16 protein-coding genes are annotated in these 18,661 nt (G+C 34.7%); 2 read left to right on the top strand and 14 right to left on the bottom strand.

From position 1 onward, the window contains the following. Window positions 1-3: 3 nt before the first annotated feature. On the top strand, window positions 4-1,020 hold the full coding sequence (gene pheS, locus C8P70_RS11985; protein ID WP_133713556.1) for a phenylalanine--tRNA ligase subunit alpha: 1,017 nt from the start codon (window positions 4-6) through the stop codon (window positions 1,018-1,020). A gap of 81 nt (window positions 1,021-1,101) precedes the next feature. Here pheS and C8P70_RS11980 read toward each other — a convergent pair whose 3' ends face one another. The 5 genes from C8P70_RS11980 to C8P70_RS11960 all read right to left on the bottom strand — a co-directional run bounded on the left by C8P70_RS11980 (window position 1,102) and on the right by C8P70_RS11960 (window position 8,231). Continuing rightward, window positions 1,102-3,369 (bottom strand): cation:proton antiporter, encoded by a 2,268-nt coding sequence (locus tag C8P70_RS11980; RefSeq protein ID WP_133713555.1) that lies wholly within the window; start codon window positions 3,367-3,369, stop codon window positions 1,102-1,104. Window positions 3,370-3,486: 117 nt separating this feature from the next. Further along, the gene (locus tag C8P70_RS11975; protein WP_133713554.1) at window positions 3,487-4,200 is read right to left on the bottom strand and encodes a LytR/AlgR family response regulator transcription factor; all 714 of its coding nucleotides are present in this window, start codon (window positions 4,198-4,200) and stop codon (window positions 3,487-3,489) included. Beyond that, window positions 4,190-4,903 (bottom strand): sensor histidine kinase, encoded by a 714-nt coding sequence (locus tag C8P70_RS11970; RefSeq protein ID WP_133713553.1) that lies wholly within the window; start codon window positions 4,901-4,903, stop codon window positions 4,190-4,192. Before C8P70_RS11970 ends, C8P70_RS11975 begins: the two co-directional genes overlap by 11 nt. Before the next feature lie 136 nt (window positions 4,904-5,039). Beyond that, complete coding sequence (locus C8P70_RS11965) at window positions 5,040-7,532, bottom strand: DUF5686 and carboxypeptidase regulatory-like domain-containing protein (protein WP_133713552.1); 2,493 nt, start codon at window positions 7,530-7,532, stop codon at window positions 5,040-5,042. A gap of 363 nt (window positions 7,533-7,895) precedes the next feature. Beyond that, window positions 7,896-8,231 carry a PadR family transcriptional regulator gene (locus tag C8P70_RS11960; RefSeq protein WP_133713551.1) on the bottom strand — a complete coding sequence of 112 codons (336 nt, stop codon included), beginning with the start codon at window positions 8,229-8,231 and terminating at the stop codon, window positions 7,896-7,898. A 143-nt stretch (window positions 8,232-8,374) separates the two neighbouring features. Between C8P70_RS11960 and C8P70_RS11955 the strand changes: the two genes are divergently transcribed. After that, complete coding sequence (locus C8P70_RS11955) at window positions 8,375-9,424, top strand: ferredoxin--NADP reductase (protein ID WP_133713550.1); 1,050 nt, start codon at window positions 8,375-8,377, stop codon at window positions 9,422-9,424. 32 nt (window positions 9,425-9,456) lie between these two features. On the opposite strand, the gene argH is transcribed toward C8P70_RS11955, so the two are convergent. The 9 genes from argH to C8P70_RS11910 all read right to left on the bottom strand — a co-directional run. After that, a complete protein-coding gene (gene argH, locus C8P70_RS11950) occupies window positions 9,457-10,785 on the bottom strand; it encodes an argininosuccinate lyase (RefSeq protein ID WP_133713549.1) in 1,329 nt (442 codons plus the stop codon). 2 nt (window positions 10,786-10,787) lie between these two features. Further along, entirely contained in the window at window positions 10,788-11,855 is a 1,068-nt protein-coding gene (locus tag C8P70_RS11945) for a M20 family metallo-hydrolase (protein WP_394346297.1), read from the bottom strand. A 1-nt stretch (window position 11,856) separates the two neighbouring features. After that, window positions 11,857-12,639 (bottom strand): acetylglutamate kinase, encoded by a 783-nt coding sequence (gene argB / locus C8P70_RS11940; protein WP_133713548.1) that lies wholly within the window; start codon window positions 12,637-12,639, stop codon window positions 11,857-11,859. Between the two features lie 9 nt (window positions 12,640-12,648). Further along, complete coding sequence (locus C8P70_RS11935; RefSeq protein ID WP_133713547.1) at window positions 12,649-13,647, bottom strand: Rossmann-fold NAD(P)-binding domain-containing protein; 999 nt, start codon at window positions 13,645-13,647, stop codon at window positions 12,649-12,651. Between the two features lie 10 nt (window positions 13,648-13,657). Then, window positions 13,658-14,794: an aspartate aminotransferase family protein gene (locus C8P70_RS11930; RefSeq protein WP_133713546.1), complete on the bottom strand. Its 1,137-nt coding sequence runs from the start codon at window positions 14,792-14,794 to the stop codon at window positions 13,658-13,660. 12 nt (window positions 14,795-14,806) lie between these two features. Further along, a complete protein-coding gene (argC, locus tag C8P70_RS11925) occupies window positions 14,807-15,772 on the bottom strand; it encodes an N-acetyl-gamma-glutamyl-phosphate reductase (protein ID WP_133713545.1) in 966 nt (321 codons plus the stop codon). Further along, window positions 15,765-16,970, bottom strand: a complete 1,206-nt coding sequence (gene argG / locus C8P70_RS11920; RefSeq protein WP_133713544.1) for an argininosuccinate synthase — start codon at window positions 16,968-16,970, stop codon at window positions 15,765-15,767. The genes argC and argG overlap by 8 nt, the downstream gene beginning before the upstream one ends. Window positions 16,971-16,976: 6 nt before the next feature. Beyond that, the gene (locus C8P70_RS11915; RefSeq protein WP_133713543.1) at window positions 16,977-17,657 is read right to left on the bottom strand and encodes a GNAT family N-acetyltransferase; all 681 of its coding nucleotides are present in this window, start codon (window positions 17,655-17,657) and stop codon (window positions 16,977-16,979) included. Between the two features lie 614 nt (window positions 17,658-18,271). Next, window positions 18,272-18,661 (bottom strand): gliding motility-associated C-terminal domain-containing protein (locus C8P70_RS11910; RefSeq protein ID WP_133713542.1); only part of this gene is annotated, 390 nt, incomplete at its 5' end.

Below are 18,661 nucleotides of genomic sequence, written 5' to 3'. Positions count from 1 at the left end.
AAAATGATAGATAAGATAAAAGAATACATTGGTGAGGCAGAACAGTTTTCATCCGATAACAAAGAAACACTTGAAGCTTTCAGAATCAGATTTTTGTCCAAAAAAGGAATTTTGAGTGAGCTGTTTGCACAATTTAAAACCGTGCCGAACGAGCAAAAAAAAGAGTTTGGTCAGGTTATTAATCTATTAAAAAACACCGTAGAAGATAAAGTAAAATCAATACAGGAGTCATTAGACTCAAAAGATGTCCAAAATTTATACGGAGATTTGACTCGTCCGGGCTATCCGGTCGAAATCGGATCAAGACATCCAATTTCGATTGTAAAAAACCAAATCATCGATATTTTTTCAAACATTGGTTTCAATGTTTCAGAAGGTCCGGAAATAGAAGATGACTGGCACAATTTTTCTGCTTTAAATTTTCCGGAGTATCATCCGGCAAGAGATATGCAGGATACCTTTTTTGTACAAACCAATCCGGAACATCTGTTGCGCACACATACCTCTTCTGTACAAGTTCGCTACATGGAAAAAAACACGCCTCCTTTGCGGACTATTTCTCCGGGACGTGTGTTTAGAAATGAAGCTATTTCATCGCGCTCTCACTGTATCTTTCATCAGGTTGAAGGTCTTTATATAGACAAAGACGTATCTTTTGCCGATTTGAAGCAAACTCTGTTATACTTTACAAAAGAAATGTTCGGCAAATCGAAAATACGTTTGCGCCCATCATATTTTCCTTTTACTGAACCAAGTGCAGAAGTAGACATTTATTGGGGATTAAAATCTGAAGTAGATTACAGAATCACTAAAGGAACAGGCTGGTTAGAAATCATGGGATGCGGCATGGTTGATCCTAACGTATTAAAAAACTGCAATATAGACGCGAACGAATATAGTGGATTTGCTTTTGGGATGGGAATTGAGCGCATTGCAATGCTATTATATCAAATCAGCGATATCAGAATGTTTTATGAAAACGATGTGCGATTTTTGGAGCAATTTAAAACCAGTTTTTAAAAAACACTAATAAAAGGAAACCCGCTCTTAATAAGGAACGGGTTTTTTTATAGGAAAAAACTATATAATTCTGATTCTGTTTTATCTTTTCTTAGTACTTTTCATCACTAGCAGAGAATTAGACTGAATAATCCACTCGCTTTTTTTATTAATAAGCTTTCTAAGGCTGTTTACACTTAACATTACTAAGTCTTTTCTGTTCAAAAACTCTTTCTGAATTTCCTTTTCATTCAATATAGATATATGATGAGGCTTAACATTTTCAATGGATTTAATAGTTTGTATAATTTCGGGATGTGATGATATTACATTCTCAAACTCCATGATTATAACCTGACTGTCGTTATTATTAATGAATTTGTGGACATATTCTAATAAAAACAAATCTTCTTTATCTGCAAACGGAATAAATATTTTATCTAGTTTTTCAAGTCCTTTATCAACAAAAACTCCCATGGGAATCTTGATGTTAGATATAACATGTCTTGTTCGGTCATCAAAAGGAAGGTTATTGAAGAATTTTTCTCTGCCTGTAAATTTATCAACAATAATATCCGGATTAATTAATCTGGTAGTATATCCCAAGATTCTTCCCAACATAGTACCGTCATATATTGATTCTCCCAATCCGATTAACAACAAATCGTAATTCCCTTTATTGGCAACCTCAACAATATCTGAATCTACATCAACAGATAGCTTAAACAATGTATTGACTTTTCTGTGCAATTTTTTTGACTCATCCATAATGGGCAAAAATTGTTCTTGCTCATAGATATCTTCGTAAGAAAAAACTTCGTCAGACGGTCCTAAATGAAGGGCAGTAATCGTATAGTTATCTTGCTGAGTCCTTGATAAACTATCTGCTATATAAAGCATCTTCTTACCTCTTTCGGGATTGCCGAAAGAGAATAAAATGTTGTACTTATTGGAATTAATGATTTCTTCATCGATTGTTTTATTCTTAAATATCTTATTGATTAAATCAATAGAAGGTCCTGTCATAAACGTTGTTGCCAAAGCCATGATTACCATCATCGCAAATACTTCCGGCGTCAATACTCCTAACTCATAACCAATATTTAGAGCAACTAATTCCATTAGCCCTCTGGTATTCATTAACGCCCCTATCGTAAGACTTTCTTTCCAGGATTGACCGACATATTTTGCCGCCACTGCGCTACCTAAAAACTTACCTATTACTGCTACTAAAATAATCAGTCCCGTTATTTTCCATAGTTCTATATTGTTTAACAATCCTATTTCTGTCCTCAATCCGGTATAAACAAAAAACAAAGGCAAAAACAAAACTAATGCTACATCTTCAACTTTTTCAACAAAAATATGTCTGAAGCGCTGATTATCGGGCATAATTGCTCCAGCCATAAAAGCGCCAAAAAGAGCGTGTATTCCTATGATTTCAGTAAGGTATGAAGAAAAGATCAAAACCAATAAAAATATAGCTACAACAGGCTTGCTGAGCGTAGTTTTGTATTTGTTAATCTCGCCTACTTTTGCCAAAAAAGGTCGAACAAATTTTATCATGAACACAACGTACAAGCAAGCTAATGCTACAACATATAAAGCACTCCCAAAAGAACCCGCTTTTACTACGGCAATTACTATCGCTAATATACACCATGCGGTAATATCATCAGCAGCGGCAGCTGTCAAAGCTATCGTACCAAATTTGGTTTTGTGAATTCCTCTTTCCTGAACAATTCTTGCCAATACAGGAAAAGCCGTTATACTTACAGCTATCCCCATAAAAAGAGCAAAAGAAAGAAAAGCTACCCCTTCCGGAGCATAACTGGCATAGATGAAATACGCCATTATCATTCCCAAAGCAAATGGTATAATGATACTTGCATGACTAATAACTACAGCATCATGTGCTTTACTTTTCAAGACTTTCAGATCTAATTCCATACCTATTACAAACATGAACAAAATCAAACCGATCTGACTAAAAAATTGAAGATTATCCAATGATTCTATCGGAAATAACAACGTTGACGCCTCTGGGAAATAAGCACCAAAAAGCGAAGGTCCCAAAGCAATCCCGGCAATAATCTCTCCTATAACAGTTGGCTGTCCTATCTTATTAAATATCCAGCCGAATATACGGGCTACAATCACTATGGTTACTATCTGTAAAAGAATTATCGCTAAGGGATGATGCAAACTATCTTTTAAAGAATCCCAAAATTGTTCAAAAGTACTTTGATCAGAGACCAATTTTTGGACATCCTCCTCCAATTTGGATCCCATGCTTATAGTGAGATAAATTATAAATGAAAATAAGATAATTACCGATACATAAAAGATCGTATTTTTATATTTTTTCATAATTACTATATTTTTTTAGACAAGCAAATTTCCAAAAAATAAGGTTTGTAATTATGAAAAACGAACTCTTAAAAGCATTTACTGTAACAACAAAAGGTTTTTTTGTAATAAAAACCTTCAGATATAGCGCAGAAACTGTTCGCGGAAATTATTTCCAATTGTAAAAGATTTTACCTTTCCTTCCAATACATAATTAGATTCTATCAAATCGTAAGAATAGTATTTAACAATATTCATGGCAATAATTTCTTTCTTATTTACCTGACAAAACTGACGTTCAGGCAATTGTTGTAGCAATTTATGAAAGGATATATTCTTTAATTTGACTTGATTACCATTTGACAAATAAGCCACTTTATCTCTGCTATCTACTTCAGATACAGAAATAAAAGATAAACTTTCAAAGTACAATAGTGCCTTTCCTTTTTCTGTATTCGCTTTGATATACTCGTTTTTTATATTGGGGTTCAAGCTTATTACCTTTACTTTTTCAATCGCTTTTTGCAGCCTTTCTTTTTTAACCGGTTTACAAATATAATCTACTGCATCCACTTCAAATGCTTCCACCGCATACTCTGTATATGCTGTCGTAAAAATTACCTTTTTATCTCCCAGCAAGTTCGCTACCTGAATGCCGTTCATACCAGGCATTTCAATATCCAGTATACAAAAATCAAACTTTAAATGAGACAGATCTTCCAGAAATTTTAAAGGATTGTCATACACTTTAACAACTTCTATTTCAGGAATTTGCTCCAACAATACTTTCATGTATTGCAAGGCTAAATGTTCATCATCTACCAATACACATCGCAACATTCTATTGATCATACAGTTTAATACTTAAGTGCGCTATAAAGTTATCTTCATTTAAAGATTTTTCCAGCTTGAATTTACCGTGATGAAGAGTTTCAAGCCTCTTGATAAGGCTATTTCCTCCAAAACCGCTCTTCGACTTTTTTAAAGGTATTTTCAGCGAAACTTTATTAGAGGTAATGATAGAAAAAACCCCTTTGGAAAGACTGATAGTAATAGATATATAAGCATCTGAACGTTGAAAATCTGCGTGTTTGAAAGCATTTTCAATTAAATCTACAGACATTAAAGGAGCAATTACTTTTTTATTATAATAAACATCTGCCTCATCTACCTTCAATTTTACCCTGAGTTCAAAGAGCGGATTTAACTTTACCCGATTGATATCTATAAAACTTTGTATAAACGCTATCTCTTGTTTAGGTGTCACATAACGGCTATTGGTCTCATACAACACATAGTCAAGGACATTGGAAAGCTTATCAATAGTATAATATGATTGATAAATATGAGATTGGATAGAGTTGAGTATATTTTTAAAAAGATGCGGATTAAGTTTGGATTCAATATCTTTTATTTGAGCAATCTCTATCCTCTTTTCCAAATTTTGATTTGCTTTTTTGAGGGAATCATATTTTTTTTGCAGGCGATAAAGCCGCAACAAAAAAACGACACAGCAGGTAAGTAATAATAAAATAAGAATATACTTCCAGTTCATAAGCAATGTTGTAGCGATCCAAATCTATAAATACGAGAAGTAAAATTACTAAAAATCTTTGATTGGATATTAAATATTAATTTGTGCTTCCTTAACACAAAAAAGGTTTGCTTAAATTACAGCAAACCTTTTGTTTTTAAAAATCTTTTTTGATTCCAATCATAATACCATCCTTAACATATTTGCTTCCGTTATAGGCTCTGATATAATCCAAACGGAAAAACTTAAATTTGCCAATTCCAAAATTAGACAAGCCTGCTGTAAATTCCTGGTAAGGTTTATTGTCAGACAAGGCTGCATTGTGATAGCCGACAACGATATTCCAGCCTGTAAGGTTTAACAAAGGAATCTTATTAATTACAAATCCTTTAAAATCGTATTCCAAATGTACTTCCGCATAAGACTTATTAGTACTAAGCGCATAATATGGCAGCAAATTAAATGCATTTAAATAACCATCTCCCAAATTAATGTGTGTTTCATTTCCTGAAAAATGTTTTCTGTCTATAAAAGAAATATTATTCTCATTAAAATAATGTCCTGTTTTTACGGCATAAGCCAATTGCCCTTTATTGCTTACATTTAACGTTTGATTTAATTTGACAGCTATTAAATCATAATTATAATTATCCTCGCTTGCCGCGAATCCTTTTTCATAATACAATTGTATTTTCGGATAATCTGGATTTCTCATGTAAATTTTTTGATCAGGATATGAAATATATTTTTGTCCCAAATAAATATCCGCACTAAGCTTAAATTTATAAATATGATGCAAATCAATAGGAGATGATATAAAATTATCCGGCTGTAACGGATCATTTGAGGTATATGATCTGCTGCCACTGTATAACGAACCGTTTGCATTGTTAAACAAAGGTTTTCGCTGCTCATAACCAATTGTGGTATTCAAAACTAAACTTTCGTCTAAAAATCTGCCTGAATATCCCGCATAAACTTCTTCATTGTTATAATACTTCGCATAGTTTTTTCGGGTGAGCAAAGAAAAAACAGCATTAAGCCTTTCGTCTATATTGGATGGATGAAACTGCTTAATCTGCGTTCCTCCTTTCACATACACAAAAGATTTATTTACTCCTGCAAAATAGTGCGAAACATATCCATAAGAGCGAAAACGCTCAGAAGCAAAACCGTAATCAAAATTAACCCTAAAAGTTGTTGCCGTTTTCTTGTCCTTATCGGAAAAAACCGCTTCCAACCCACTTCCCATATAAAATCCCTGAACAGTGTTAAAGCCTATTTTATCCAGACTGATTAATCCGTCATAAGCAAACGTAAAATTGCGTTTAGGCGATGTATAACAATAGCCAGATACCGGACTAAAGAAATCAAATTTATTCCCTTTTCGACGAATACTATCTAAGTATTCCGGTGACTGTTTCACCGTTTTAATACTATCCTTAAAATGATAATCATGAATTTCTTCGTCTGTCAAAGCAAACATCCGGTTAGAGTCCCAAAACAAGCTATCTTTTTTATTGGCGTCTTTAGCAAATGAAAGCACTTCTTTTCCAAAAGTTTGTTTTGAAAATTCAGGCACAAAATTATAGTTGTTAAATACACTTAAAAAAACACCCTGTACCTTAGCGCCAAATACCCCGAATGTCAAATCCAGATTTTGAGAACGCTTTACCCACGATTTTATCTTATCGTCATAAAAAAAGTTTTGATTAATATTGATTTCTTCAATTATAGGTTCCTGCAAACTTGAACCAGTCACTTTTAAATCCATTCCGTAAATGGCACCGGTTTCTTCTACAAGATATAAATCTCCTGAAAACACGGGCTGTGTTTTCACTTTGGGCGTGACTTTTATTTTATTAATAACCGCATCCCCGTCTTGAAATGTAGCCTCGAGATTATATCTATAATAAGAAAATGCCTGATTGGCAATCGGTGAAACCAACTTTGTTCCGATTTCTCCAATGTCAATAAAGTTTTCATAAAAGTCATAAAACGATTCGTCCGCCGTATTAAAACTATAGCCATTATCACTTCCACTCACCTTGGATGCCACAATATGCTCTTTTAATTTATCAGGTTTTTGATATTGAATTTCTGAAACTGTTTCTGATAAATATACAATTCCTCTTCCTAACGAATCTATGCCTGTATCTTTTAAATCGCCATCATTGACCTTAACGTTTTTCATCAATATTTTAGGTAACTTAAGCGTTTTAATCAATCCCTTAGAATAAAAATCTGCCTTAAATGCGGCAAGTCCCGCTGTATTTTGAGATTTATTTTTAATCGCTTTACGGATTATTTCGTCTGCAGGATTTTTTCCCACATTGATAACAATATTGTCCAACTGGAAATCTTCTTCCGTTAGTACAATGTTTCTCTCAATACTTTGCCCCTGAAAATCAACAACTATCCGTTCGGTTTTGAATCCCAAAAACTGATAAACAATAGTATATGTTCCGCTTTGCCGTAATGTTAATTCATATTGTCCTTTTTCATTGCTGATAGTTCCGTTCTGAGTTTTGTCTACTATCACAGTTGCAAAACTCACCGGATTTCCATCTTTATCTTTTATGATTCCTTTGAGTTGCGCAAACGAACACAAACTGATAAAAAAAGCGAATAAAAGGGTAATTTTTCTCATCTTGTTTTGGGTTTGAAAATAGTTGATAAACTATAAGACGAGACAAACTGTAAAATGTTACAGTTTATATTTATAAAAATCGGTAACCTTGTTAATTTATAACGAGTGAGCAAAGTATTGATTTCCGTTATCTGTCCTGAGGTTAATTTCATTGTTGCTTGTTTAAAAAAGCTCGAATCATCTTTATTATTGCTAAAAGGGCAAATAGTCCAAAAAAGAGCATGCAAACTCCACCAACTATCTTTAATAACATAGGGTTAGAAATATCTTTCTAAGAAGCTTTTTCAAAATAGAGATAACAGCCTATTGCCACAAAAATTATTGCTATTGAAATCCCAAAAAATCCATCTGTTTTTTTCATTTTTAAGTCAGTTTTAAATTCACTATACTTTGCATATTGCGGACAAAGTTCTCCAGTTCTTCCATTTTGTTATCTGTCTCTTTTATCCCGCTTTCGGTCAGCTTATAGTATTTTCGAATACGTCCGTCCACTTTTTCCATTTCAACATCCAAAAAGCCATCTGCTTCCATTTTGTGTAAAGCCGGGTATAAGGCTCCTTCGGTTAAATTCATTTCACCAACAGTAATTTCCTTCACTTTTTGTGTTATTTCATAACCATACATTCGCCCGTTTTGCTCTAATAATTTCATTATTATAGCACTCAAACTTCCTTTATATAATTGTTGCTGTTTTTTCATACTTATTAATCTTAGGTATGGCAAAAATAATTAAATAATATATACATCCAATTTATATGTATACAATTTTTTCTCAAATACAGAATAAAATTCCTTTTCAGCAATGTGTTTCGTACTTTTGCAAAATCAAACTAAACTAATTTATGTCAAAGTTCAATCTATTAACAGTCAAAGAAGTAAAAAAAGAAACACCTAACTCTGTTTCAATTCTCTTTGAAATTCCTGAACAGCTTAAAGATGCTTATCAGTTTATTGCAGGTCAATACGTCAATATAAAATATAAAAAACAAGAAAAAGAAATAAGAAGAGCCTATTCTATTTGTTCTACGCCTAAAAGCGGCGATTTGCGCGTAGCAGTAAAAAAAGTAGATGACGGATTATTTTCTCCTTATGCTAATACTCGCTTAAAAGCAGGAGATCAGCTAGAAGTACAAGTCCCTGAAGGTCGTTTTACTTTAGAAACACAAGTAGATAATCGCAATAACTACGCAGCTTTTGCTGCCGGAAGCGGAATCACGCCGGTAATGTCCATTCTTAAAACAGTATTAGAAGAAGAACCTAACAGCAGTTTTGTGTTGCTGTATGGGAATAAAAACACAGAAGAAACTATTTTCCATCAGGAACTTCACGATTTAAAGCAAAAATACCTCAACCGCTTTTTTGTTTATTTCGTGTATTCTCAAGCCAAAGAAATAGAATCTATTTTTGGAAGAATTGATAAATCAGCTGTCAATTTTGTATTGAACAACAAGCATAAAGAAACCTCTTTTGATCGTTATTTTATTTGCGGTCCCGAAAATATGATTGATACCGTCGGTGGAATTTTAAAGGAGAGAAATGTAACGGAAGAACAGATATTATTTGAAATATTTACACCAAATAACGATAGCGACATTCCAATAAAAGTAGAAGGATCTGCAAAAGTGACTGTTTTGGTTGATGATGAAGAGACTACTTTTACGATGTCTAAAAAAGAAATTTTATTAGATGCTGTTCTAAAAGAAGGAGTTGATGCTCCTTATTCCTGCCAAGGCGGTATTTGCAGTTCTTGTATGTGCCGAATCGTAAAAGGTTCTGCCGAAATGAAACGAAACAGCATTCTTACCGATGACGAAATAGACGATGGATTAATCTTATCTTGCCAGGCAATAGTTACCTCTGATGAGATTTACATAGATTATGATGATGTATAATAGAAAAAGAAAGGCTTTTAGATGCCTTTCTTTTATAACAGCTCTGAAAGTTTTTCATTCACTTCAACAAAACCAAAAGACTGGTAAATTTGGATAAATTCAGAGCGAATAGCACTATTCATCAAATTGCCAATACTTCCTTCATGTGTGTGCTTTAGCTCTTTTAGTGGTTTATAATCGCCATTTTGTATGGAAAGTCCAATATTTTTATAAGCTTCTCTAAAAGTCATTCCTTGTAATACCATACTGTTTACTACTTCAACACTAAATAAATAATCATATTTAGAATCTTCCAATATGTTTACGTTAATTTCAACGTTTTGAAGCATCAATAACAAAATGTCTAAACACTCTTTTAGAGATGTAAAAGCAGGAAACAGATTTTCTTTGAGTAATTGTAAATCTCTGTGGTAACCTGAAGGCAGGTTAGCAGTTATCAACGCAATTTCATTTGGCAAAGCCTGAATTTTATTACATCTGGCTCTAATTAATTCCAAAACATCCGGATTTTTTTTATGCGGCATAATACTAGACCCTGTAGTCAAATAATCAGGAAATTTAATGAATCCAAAGTTTTGATTCATGTACAAACAAGCATCCATTGCAAATTTTGAAAGTGTGGCAGCTATCGAACTCAAACTTTGAGCTAAAATTTTTTCCGTTTTTCCTCTTCCCATTTGAGCATAAACTACGTTATAATTCATCGAGGCAAATCCCAATAAATCAGCTGTTAACAATCTGTTTAACGGAAATGACGAGCCGTAACCCGCAGCGGATCCCAAAGGGTTTTTATTTGTCACTTTCCACGCTGCAAGCATCATTTCTAAATCGTCTGTCAAACTTTCTGCATAAGCGCCAAACCACAATCCAAATGAGGAAGGCATTGCAATTTGCAAATGTGTATAACCCGGCATTAAAACATCTTTGTATTGCTCACTGAGCTGTTGTAATATTTCAAAAACATTTTTAGCTTTTTCTACAATCTGCTCTATTTCATAGCGAAAATATAGCTTTAAATCTACCAAAACCTGATCATTGCGGGAACGTCCGGAATGGATTTTTTTTCCTGCTTCGCCAATGCGCTTTGTCAAAAGCAATTCTACTTGTGAATGTATGTCTTCTACTCCATCGTCGATGACAAAGTTTCCTTCCTCAATTTCGCGATAAATTACTTTTAAGCCTTGCTGAATGAGTTTTAATTCTTCTTGACTCAACAATCCTATACTCTCCAGCATTTGAGTATGCGCCAATGATCCCAACACATCAAAAGCTGCCAGTTTCATATCCAAAACTCTGTCTTGTCCTACCGTAAAAGCATCAACAGATTGATTTACTTCTATGTCTTTTTGCCACAATTTCATTTTTATTGTACAATTTGATTCAACATTTTAATATATAGCTCTATTCCTTCTATTATTTCGTCCATATATATATATTCATCTGCTGTATGTGACCGGGCAGAATCTCCGGGTCCGCATTTCAAAGATGGAATGCTCAACAACGCCTGATCGCTGGTAGTTGGAGAGCCGTAAGTATTTTTGCCCAATGCAATACCTGCTTGTACAATCGGATGATTTTTAGCAATAGAAGAGGGCTTTAATCGGGTGGAACGAGCTTTTACTTCACAGTTTACTTGTGATTTAATAATCTCTAGTACCTCATTATTCGTATAAGCATCTGTTACACGGATATCCACTACAAATTCACAATCTGCCGGTACAACGTTGTGCTGCGTTCCGGCATTAATCATAGTAACACTCATTTTTATTGTTCCGAATTCTTCGGAAATCTTCGGAAACTGATATGACTGAAACCATTCTATATCTTTTACCGCTTTATAAATAGCATTTTCGCCTTCATTTCGGGCAGCGTGTCCGCTACGTCCTTTGGCAACACAATCCAATACCATCAATCCACGTTCGGCAATTGCTAATTCCATTTGAGTAGGTTCGCCTACAATTGAAAAATCTAAGTTTCCTAAATCGGACAGAATACATTCCAAACCATTACTTCCAGAAATTTCTTCTTCTGCAGTTGTTGCCAGACAAAAATTGTATTTTAAATCTTTTTTATCGTAAAAATATAAGAATACAGCTACTAACGATACCAAACATCCTCCCGCATCATTACTGCCCAAACCATATAACTTACCATCGATGAATTCTGCCTGAAACGGATTTTTGGTATAATCCTTATTGGGTTGTACCGTATCGTGGTGTGAATTTAAAAGTATAGTAGGCTTATCTTTGTCATAATATTGATTAAAAGCCCATACGTTATGTAATTTGCGATGGATTTTCACTCCTCTATTTTCCAGAAATTCGGCTATAAGATTAGAAGTATCTTGTTCTTCTCCACTAAAAGACGGTGTTTCGATAAGTTTTATCAGCAATTGTATTGCGTCTGCTGTCAAATTTTTTATCAACTTCATTTTATTTATTATGAATGATTGTTCCTTTGGATTTATCTAAAATATCTTCCGTGTTTTTAATATACACTTCACAAACACCTTTGTGTATTGCGTTTAGGGCATTTTCTATTTTTGGGAGCATTCCGTCAGAGATTATTCCGTCGGCTTTTAATTGCATAAAAGAGATTTTATCAATAGAGGAAATCACAGAATTTTTATCCTTTATATTTTCCAAAACTCCTTTATGTTCAAAACAATACATCAAAGTAACTCGATATTGCTTTGCCAAAGCAATAGCAATATTAGAAGCAATCGTATCTGCATTTGTATTGAGCAAATGTCCATTTGCATCTGCTGTAATTGCCGAAAAAACAGGTGTCAGTTTTATATTAAGCAATTGCTGAATCATGTTTGCATTGACGTCTGATGCTTCAAAATCGCCTACATATCCATAATCAACAGGTGCTTTTGAACGTTTACTACTTATAATCAGATGCCCGTCTGCTCCTGAAACACCAATTGCGTTACACTGATTGGCCTGCAGTTGAGCAACAATTTGCTTGTTAATCCATCCAGCATATACCATAACAGCAATTGGGATCATTTTTTTATCGGTTACGCGTCTTCCTTCTATCATCTTTGTTTCTATTCCCAGTTTAGCGGCTATTTGGGTTGCTATCTTTCCTCCCCCATGCACTAAAATTTTGGGGCATTCAAGTTCAGAAAATGCAATTATAAAATCAGATAAGGCACATTCATCATCCACTACATTTCCTCCTATTTTAACTATTGTCAGATTTTTCATTCTTCTATCTTATTCTTTTGTCAATATTTGTTTTAGTACAGCTTGTGCCGCCCATACGCGATTACCAGCCTGCTGTATGACAATAGATTGCTTGCTGTCTAAAACCTCTGAGGCAATTACAACATCGCGACGGACGGGCAAACAATGCATTACTTTGGCATTGTTTGTGCCTTTTAATTTGTCCGACGTAATCATCCATGAGTTATCCGTACAAGTTATTTTTCCATAATCTTCGTAACTCGACCAGTTTTTCACATATACGAAATCGGCATTTTTTAAAGCTTCTTCCTGATTCGTTGTGATATTTGCTCCTATTGTAAATTCTGTTTTTAAAGCATATCCTTCAGGATGAGCAATGACAAAATCTACCAAGCCTTCTGCTTGTGCCTGACACATCCATTCTGCAAAAGAATTGGGAACTGCTTGGGGCAGGGCTTTTGTGTGAGGAGCCCAAGTCAATACTACTTTAGGTTTTTTTGTAAAAGGAAAGTATTGTTTATTTAAATCATTATACTGATAATCAAAACTTTCAATAATCGTAATTAAATCGGTAAAGCTTTGCAAGGGGTGTAAAGTTGCACTTTCTAAACTAATAATCGGTTTACCGCAATACGCTGCAAATTTACTGAAAAATTCTTCACTGTAATCTTCCTCTGCTTCCTTCAATTTTGGAAAAGAACGCAACCCCAGCACCTCGCAGTATTCTCCCATTACGGCTGCTGCTTCTCTAATGTGTTCTGCCGTATTCCCCGTCATTGCCACACCATCTTTTGTTTCTAAAGCCCATCCGTCTGAAGTCATATTCATTACCAATATATCCATTCCAAGGTTGAGAGCAGCTTTTTGCGTACTCATTCTTGTGCGCAAACTCGGATTTAAAAATATCAATCCTATGGTTTTGTGTTTTCCCAAATTCTCGTCTTTATAAGGATTTTGTTTATAGTCAAGAGCGCTTTTAACGGCTTGAGAAATAGAAGATATATCTTTGACGGAAAAAAATTGTTTCATCTGTTATTATTTAAAATTGCTGTAATCTGCTGGTAAACTTATCTAAAAATAAATCAGCATCTGACTGGGTTAAATTCAATGCCGGCAACAACCGGATTACATTCGGGCTGGCTGTTCCGGTAAATATGTAATCTTTAAATAACAGATCTCTTTGCACATTTTTGAGCTCAAGTGGCAAGTCAATTCCTATCATCAAACCTTTTCCTCTAACTTCTTGTATTTTGTCTATTTTTTTTAATTCCGAAATCAGATAAGCTCCTATTACAGCAGCATTTTCAATCAGATTATCGCGTTCTATCACTTCCAAAACCGCCAAAGCCGCTGCACACGCCAGATGATTTCCTCCAAAAGTGGTTCCGAGCTGTCCGTACCAAGGTTTGATTTGACAGGTAATTGCCAATGCGCCAACAGGAAACCCATTGCCCATTCCCTTCGCCATTGTGTAAATATCCGCCTGAATACCGTTAGAATTTATTGAGTAAAAAGCTCCTGAACGCCCATATCCGCATTGTACTTCATCTGCAATAAAAACAGCTTCGTATTGTTGTGTCAAACTTCTGATTTTTGCTAAAAAATTATCCGTAGCTACCTGAATCCCTCCAACTCCCTGTACTCCTTCAACAATAACCGCTGCAATTTCATAACCGCTGATTTTAAAAGTATTTTCCAAAGCTTCTTCATCGTTAAATGGCAAAAAAACAATATTGTCTGTTTGGTTAACCGGAGCAATAATCTTGGTGTTATCCGTTGCTGAAACCGCAAGTGAAGTTCTGCCGTGAAAAGCGTTGTGAAAAGCAATTACTTTCTTTCTTCCCGTGTGAAAAGAAGCCAGCTTTAAAGCATTTTCATTGGCTTCGGCTCCTGAATTACACAAAAACAATTGATAATCTGTCAATCCGGAAGCCTTTCCCAATAACTCGGCTACCTGATGTTGTAAAACATTCTCTATTGAATTTGAGTAAAACCCGATTTTATGCAACTGATCTTCCACCCTTTTTACGTAATGTGGATGTGTGTGTCCAATAGAAATAACTGCATGTCCGCCATATAAATCTAAATATTGCTGTCCTTTGTTGTCGTAAACGTAAGTTCCTTTGCCCTTTACAATTTTTATGGGATTTAAAGGATAAACATCATATAATTTCATCTTATTTTCTTTTTAAAAAGCTGATGCTTTAAGTTTTAACCCTGTTGTTTCTTCTAAATTAAACATCAAATTCATATTTTGTACCGCCTGACCGCTGGCGCCTTTCAGCAAATTGTCAATTGCACTTGTAATCAATAGGTCGTTTTGGTATTTCTCAATAGAAATCAGACATTTATTAGTGTTAATTACTTGTTTTAAATCAAGCCCTTTTAAGCTGATATGTGTAAATGGATGATTTTGATAATACAGAGCGTATAACTGGTACAATTCATCCGCAGATAATTCGGACTCAACTATCAAACTTGCAAAAATTCCTCTCGTAAAACCTCCTCTTTCAGGAATAAGCTTAATATTACCCTTAAACTCCGGTTGCAGCTGTTTCAAGCTTTCTCCAATTTCATCCAAATGCTGATGCTGAAATGCTTTGTACACCGAAATATTATTTGCTCTCCAGCTAAAGTGCGATGTTTCTGAAAGTTTTTGCCCTGCTCCTGTTGAACCTGTTATTGCATTAATAAATATATTATCCGGCAATTTATTTTTACTTGCCAAAGGCAGTAAAGCGAGTTCTATTGCTGTTGCAAAACATCCGGGATTAGCAATATATTCTGCATTTTTTATGATTGTTTTATTCAGCTCAGGTAAACCATAAACAAAATTTTCCGCACTGGCTTTCAGGCGATAATCCTGACTTAGATCTATAATTTTAATGCCTTTTTTAATTTTGTTTTCCTGTAAAAAAACTTTGGAATTTCCGTGTCCTAAACACAAAAACAAAACATCTATTTCAGAACTAATTTCTTTTGTAAATTGCATATCGGTATCACCAAACAAATCGGCATGCACATCGTATAAATAATTTCCGGCATTGCTTTTACTCTGCACAAAAACAATTTTGACCTGAGGATGCAACAACAGCAATCTGATTAACTCACCTCCCGCATATCCTGCTCCTCCTACTATTCCCACTCTAGTCATCGCTCTGTGTTTTTTGATTTATCTTGTGCCAAATCATTATTTGGTTTCCAAAGATTTTAGAAAATCCTTTGACATCTTCTCCACTCCAGACATTGTTCATTTCTCCGTAACTGCCAAATTGCCCGGACATCAAATCATGCTCCGATTCAACACCCAAAATCACAAAGCGATAAGGGTGTAATTCTATCCAAACTTTTCCGGACACTGTGTGCTGTGTGCTTGTTAAGAAAGCCTCAATATCTCTCATAACCGGATCGTGAAATTGTCCTTCGTGTAAATAATTCCCGTAAAAAGCTCCCAATTGTTCTTTCCAGCTCAACTGCCATTTAGTAAGGGTATGTTTTTCCAATGTGTGATGTGCCTTTACTAAAATTATAGGTGCAGCTGCTTCAAAACCAACTCTTCCTTTGATTCCAATAATAGTATCTCCCACGTGAATGTCTCTGCCAATACCAAACGGTTGCGCCAAATCCTGAAGTTGCTGAATCACCTCGACGGGCTTCATAAAAATACCGTTAAGAGCAATTGGTTCTCCTTTTACAAACTGAAGTTCAAGTTTTTCCGACAAATGTTTAGTAACGGGCACTGACCAAGCCTCTTCCGGTAAATATTCAGAAGATGTCAAGGTTTCTTTCCCTCCTACCGAAGTTCCCCAAAGCCCTTTATTAATGGAATATTTTGCCTTTTCTGCATTGATTTCAACACCGTGCTTTTGCAAAAACTCTATTTCTTCTTCCCTGCTAAGCTTTAAATCTCTGATCGGAGTGATAATCTTAACATCCGGAATCAGAATATTAAAAATCATGTCAAAACGTACCTGATCATTTCCCGCGCCAGTACTTCCGTGTGCCACAGCCTGCGCTCCTATTTTTCTTGCGTAAACTGCAATTGCCGTTGCCTGACATACGCGTTCTGCACTTACCGACAATGGATAGGTCCCATTTTTTAACACATTGCCAAATATCAAATATTTTACGCTATCGCTGTAATAATCTTCTGTTTTGTCTATTGCTGTATGAGAAGCAACACCCAAACTATACGCCTTTTCTTCAATTTTATTTAATTCCTCTATCGAAAATCCACCTGTATTAACAAGAGCGGAATGTACCTCAAACCCCAATTTCTCTTTCAGGTATATTGCACAAAAACTTGTGTCTAATCCGCCGCTAAAGGCTAAAACCACTTTTTTATTTTTCATTTCAATTTAAAATAGATATGTTTTTTTGACTGTTTTTTTCAATTTTACTTGTAATTTTTTAAGTAAAGAATATTTTTTCTGCATGCGATTTAACCGCTCTTTTGCTTTCGTTTTCTGATCAATTTTAATCCGCAGTTCTTTTTCTTTATCTGCCGGATTCCACAACATCGCTGTACACAAACAATTTTTCTTTTCTTTACTTTCCAAAATTTTAAAATTGACACAGCTTTCACATCCCCTCCAAAAAGCCTCATCTTGTGTAAGTTCTGAATACGGAACTGGTTCATATCCTAATTCTGAGTTGATCTTCATTACTGCAAATCCTGTTGTTAAACCAAATACTTTAGCTTGTGGATATTTATTTCTTGACAGTTCAAAAACTCTCTTTTTTATAGCTTTTGCCAAACCTTCATTCCTAAACTTAGGGTTGACAATAAGTCCTGAATTAGCAACGTAATTTCCGTGACTCCACGTTTCTATATAGCAAAAGCCCGCCCAGGTTCCGTCTTTATACAAAGCGATAACAGCCTTACCCTCAATCATTTTATTGGCTACATATTCTGGTTTTCGCCTTGCAATGCCGGTTCCCCTTGCCTTGGCAGATTCAGCCATTTCCTCACAAATTTGCTCTGCATAATTCACATGTGTGCTATTTGCAGGAATAACAATAAATTGGTTTTGATTCATTTGCTTCCGCAGTAAAAATCAATAGACAAAAGTCAGATTATGACAAAACTGCTTTTATTCTACCGAAAAAATTAAACTAATAATGATTATAAAAAGAAAACCACAGAAAATGGTTTAAGGCAATGTTGGGCTATATGAAATTATGCCCGAATCCGTGATTGCCGTAAAGTAGATATATAGAATCTTCCTATCAAAACCAACGTTTGACTTGAAGTTAAAAATATTTTCAAAAGATTCTTCATTTTGTTTTATCTACTTAGCGCCACAAATATTTGTAATTATTTTTTAAATATGCAAATTTTTTTCATACAATTTCATATTTCAAAAAATAAAAGAAGCCGCTTCTTTAAGAGCGGCTTCTAATTTGAAACAAATATATCCAAAAAATCTGTCAGATGAAAAATTTATTTCTTTAAAAATTATAAAAAAGATAAGTTTAAGTAAATTATTAGTTTACAATCCAATATCTTAAATACATAATTGTACGTATTTTCAAAATCTTGGTAAATAGCAATAAAATAGTTTTTATTTCATTGCCTTTTAGTAAGTTATTCCCCGGCAAGCGATAAATTACAAAATGCTTGTCCGGGGATAACCAAATAATCTAACCAAAATTATTTATTTATCTGTACCCAGCCGGTACGCACTTTACCGTGTGCATGAATCACATAGTAATACGTTCCGTCAGGTAACTGTTTACCATCTTTGTTTTGTCCGTACCACTGATTGGTATAGCTGTCTCCGTGAGAATAAACCTCAGTACCCCAGCGGTTGTAAATCTTGATATCCTGTACTCCGTGAAGAGATAAATCAAAAGTATCATTCTTACCATCCCCGTTTGGAGAAATTCCTCTTGGAATAGGACAATCTTCATAATCTATCGTAAAACTGCTTTCATCCGTACATAAACCGTTGTCTGAACTCGCATAAACATAAATGGTTTGTGCCGCAGAAATTAGCGTTCCTGGCTGTAATTCTCTACCATTACCTCCCGGTTCTTCAAA

Origin of the sequence: Myroides indicus (assembly GCF_004364575.1) — a bacterium.
Lineage (GTDB): Bacteria > Bacteroidota > Bacteroidia > Flavobacteriales > Flavobacteriaceae > Flavobacterium > Flavobacterium indicum_A.
The sequence above is the reverse complement of the archived record's forward strand: the minus strand, read 5'-3'. Positions and strand labels throughout refer to the sequence as shown.

Excerpts from the sequence above, each read along its gene's own strand:
- C8P70_RS11980 (WP_133713555.1), bottom strand. The coding sequence starts at position 3,369 with ATGAAAAAATATAAAAATACGATCTTTTATGTATCGGTAATTATCTTA.
- argH (WP_133713549.1), bottom strand. The coding sequence starts at position 10,785 with ATGAAATTGTGGCAAAAAGACATAGAAGTAAATCAATCTGTTGATGCT.
- argG (WP_133713544.1), bottom strand. The coding sequence starts at position 16,970 with ATGAAAAATAAAAAAGTGGTTTTAGCCTTTAGCGGCGGATTAGACACA.
- C8P70_RS11965 (WP_133713552.1), bottom strand. The coding sequence starts at position 7,532 with ATGAGAAAAATTACCCTTTTATTCGCTTTTTTTATCAGTTTGTGTTCG.
- C8P70_RS11945 (WP_394346297.1), bottom strand. The coding sequence starts at position 11,855 with ATGAAGTTGATAAAAAATTTGACAGCAGACGCAATACAATTGCTGATA.
- C8P70_RS11960 (WP_133713551.1), bottom strand. The coding sequence starts at position 8,231 with ATGAAAAAACAGCAACAATTATATAAAGGAAGTTTGAGTGCTATAATA.
- argC (WP_133713545.1), bottom strand. The coding sequence starts at position 15,772 with ATGACTAGAGTGGGAATAGTAGGAGGAGCAGGATATGCGGGAGGTGAG.
- argB (WP_133713548.1), bottom strand. The coding sequence starts at position 12,639 with ATGAAAAATCTGACAATAGTTAAAATAGGAGGAAATGTAGTGGATGAT.
- C8P70_RS11935 (WP_133713547.1), bottom strand. The coding sequence starts at position 13,647 with ATGAAACAATTTTTTTCCGTCAAAGATATATCTTCTATTTCTCAAGCC.
- C8P70_RS11955 (WP_133713550.1), top strand. The coding sequence starts at position 8,375 with ATGTCAAAGTTCAATCTATTAACAGTCAAAGAAGTAAAAAAAGAAACA.
- C8P70_RS11975 (WP_133713554.1), bottom strand. The coding sequence starts at position 4,200 with ATGATCAATAGAATGTTGCGATGTGTATTGGTAGATGATGAACATTTA.
- pheS (WP_133713556.1), top strand. The coding sequence starts at position 4 with ATGATAGATAAGATAAAAGAATACATTGGTGAGGCAGAACAGTTTTCA.
- C8P70_RS11930 (WP_133713546.1), bottom strand. The coding sequence starts at position 14,794 with ATGAAATTATATGATGTTTATCCTTTAAATCCCATAAAAATTGTAAAG.
- C8P70_RS11915 (WP_133713543.1), bottom strand. The coding sequence starts at position 17,657 with ATGAATCAAAACCAATTTATTGTTATTCCTGCAAATAGCACACATGTG.
- C8P70_RS11970 (WP_133713553.1), bottom strand. The coding sequence starts at position 4,903 with ATGAACTGGAAGTATATTCTTATTTTATTATTACTTACCTGCTGTGTC.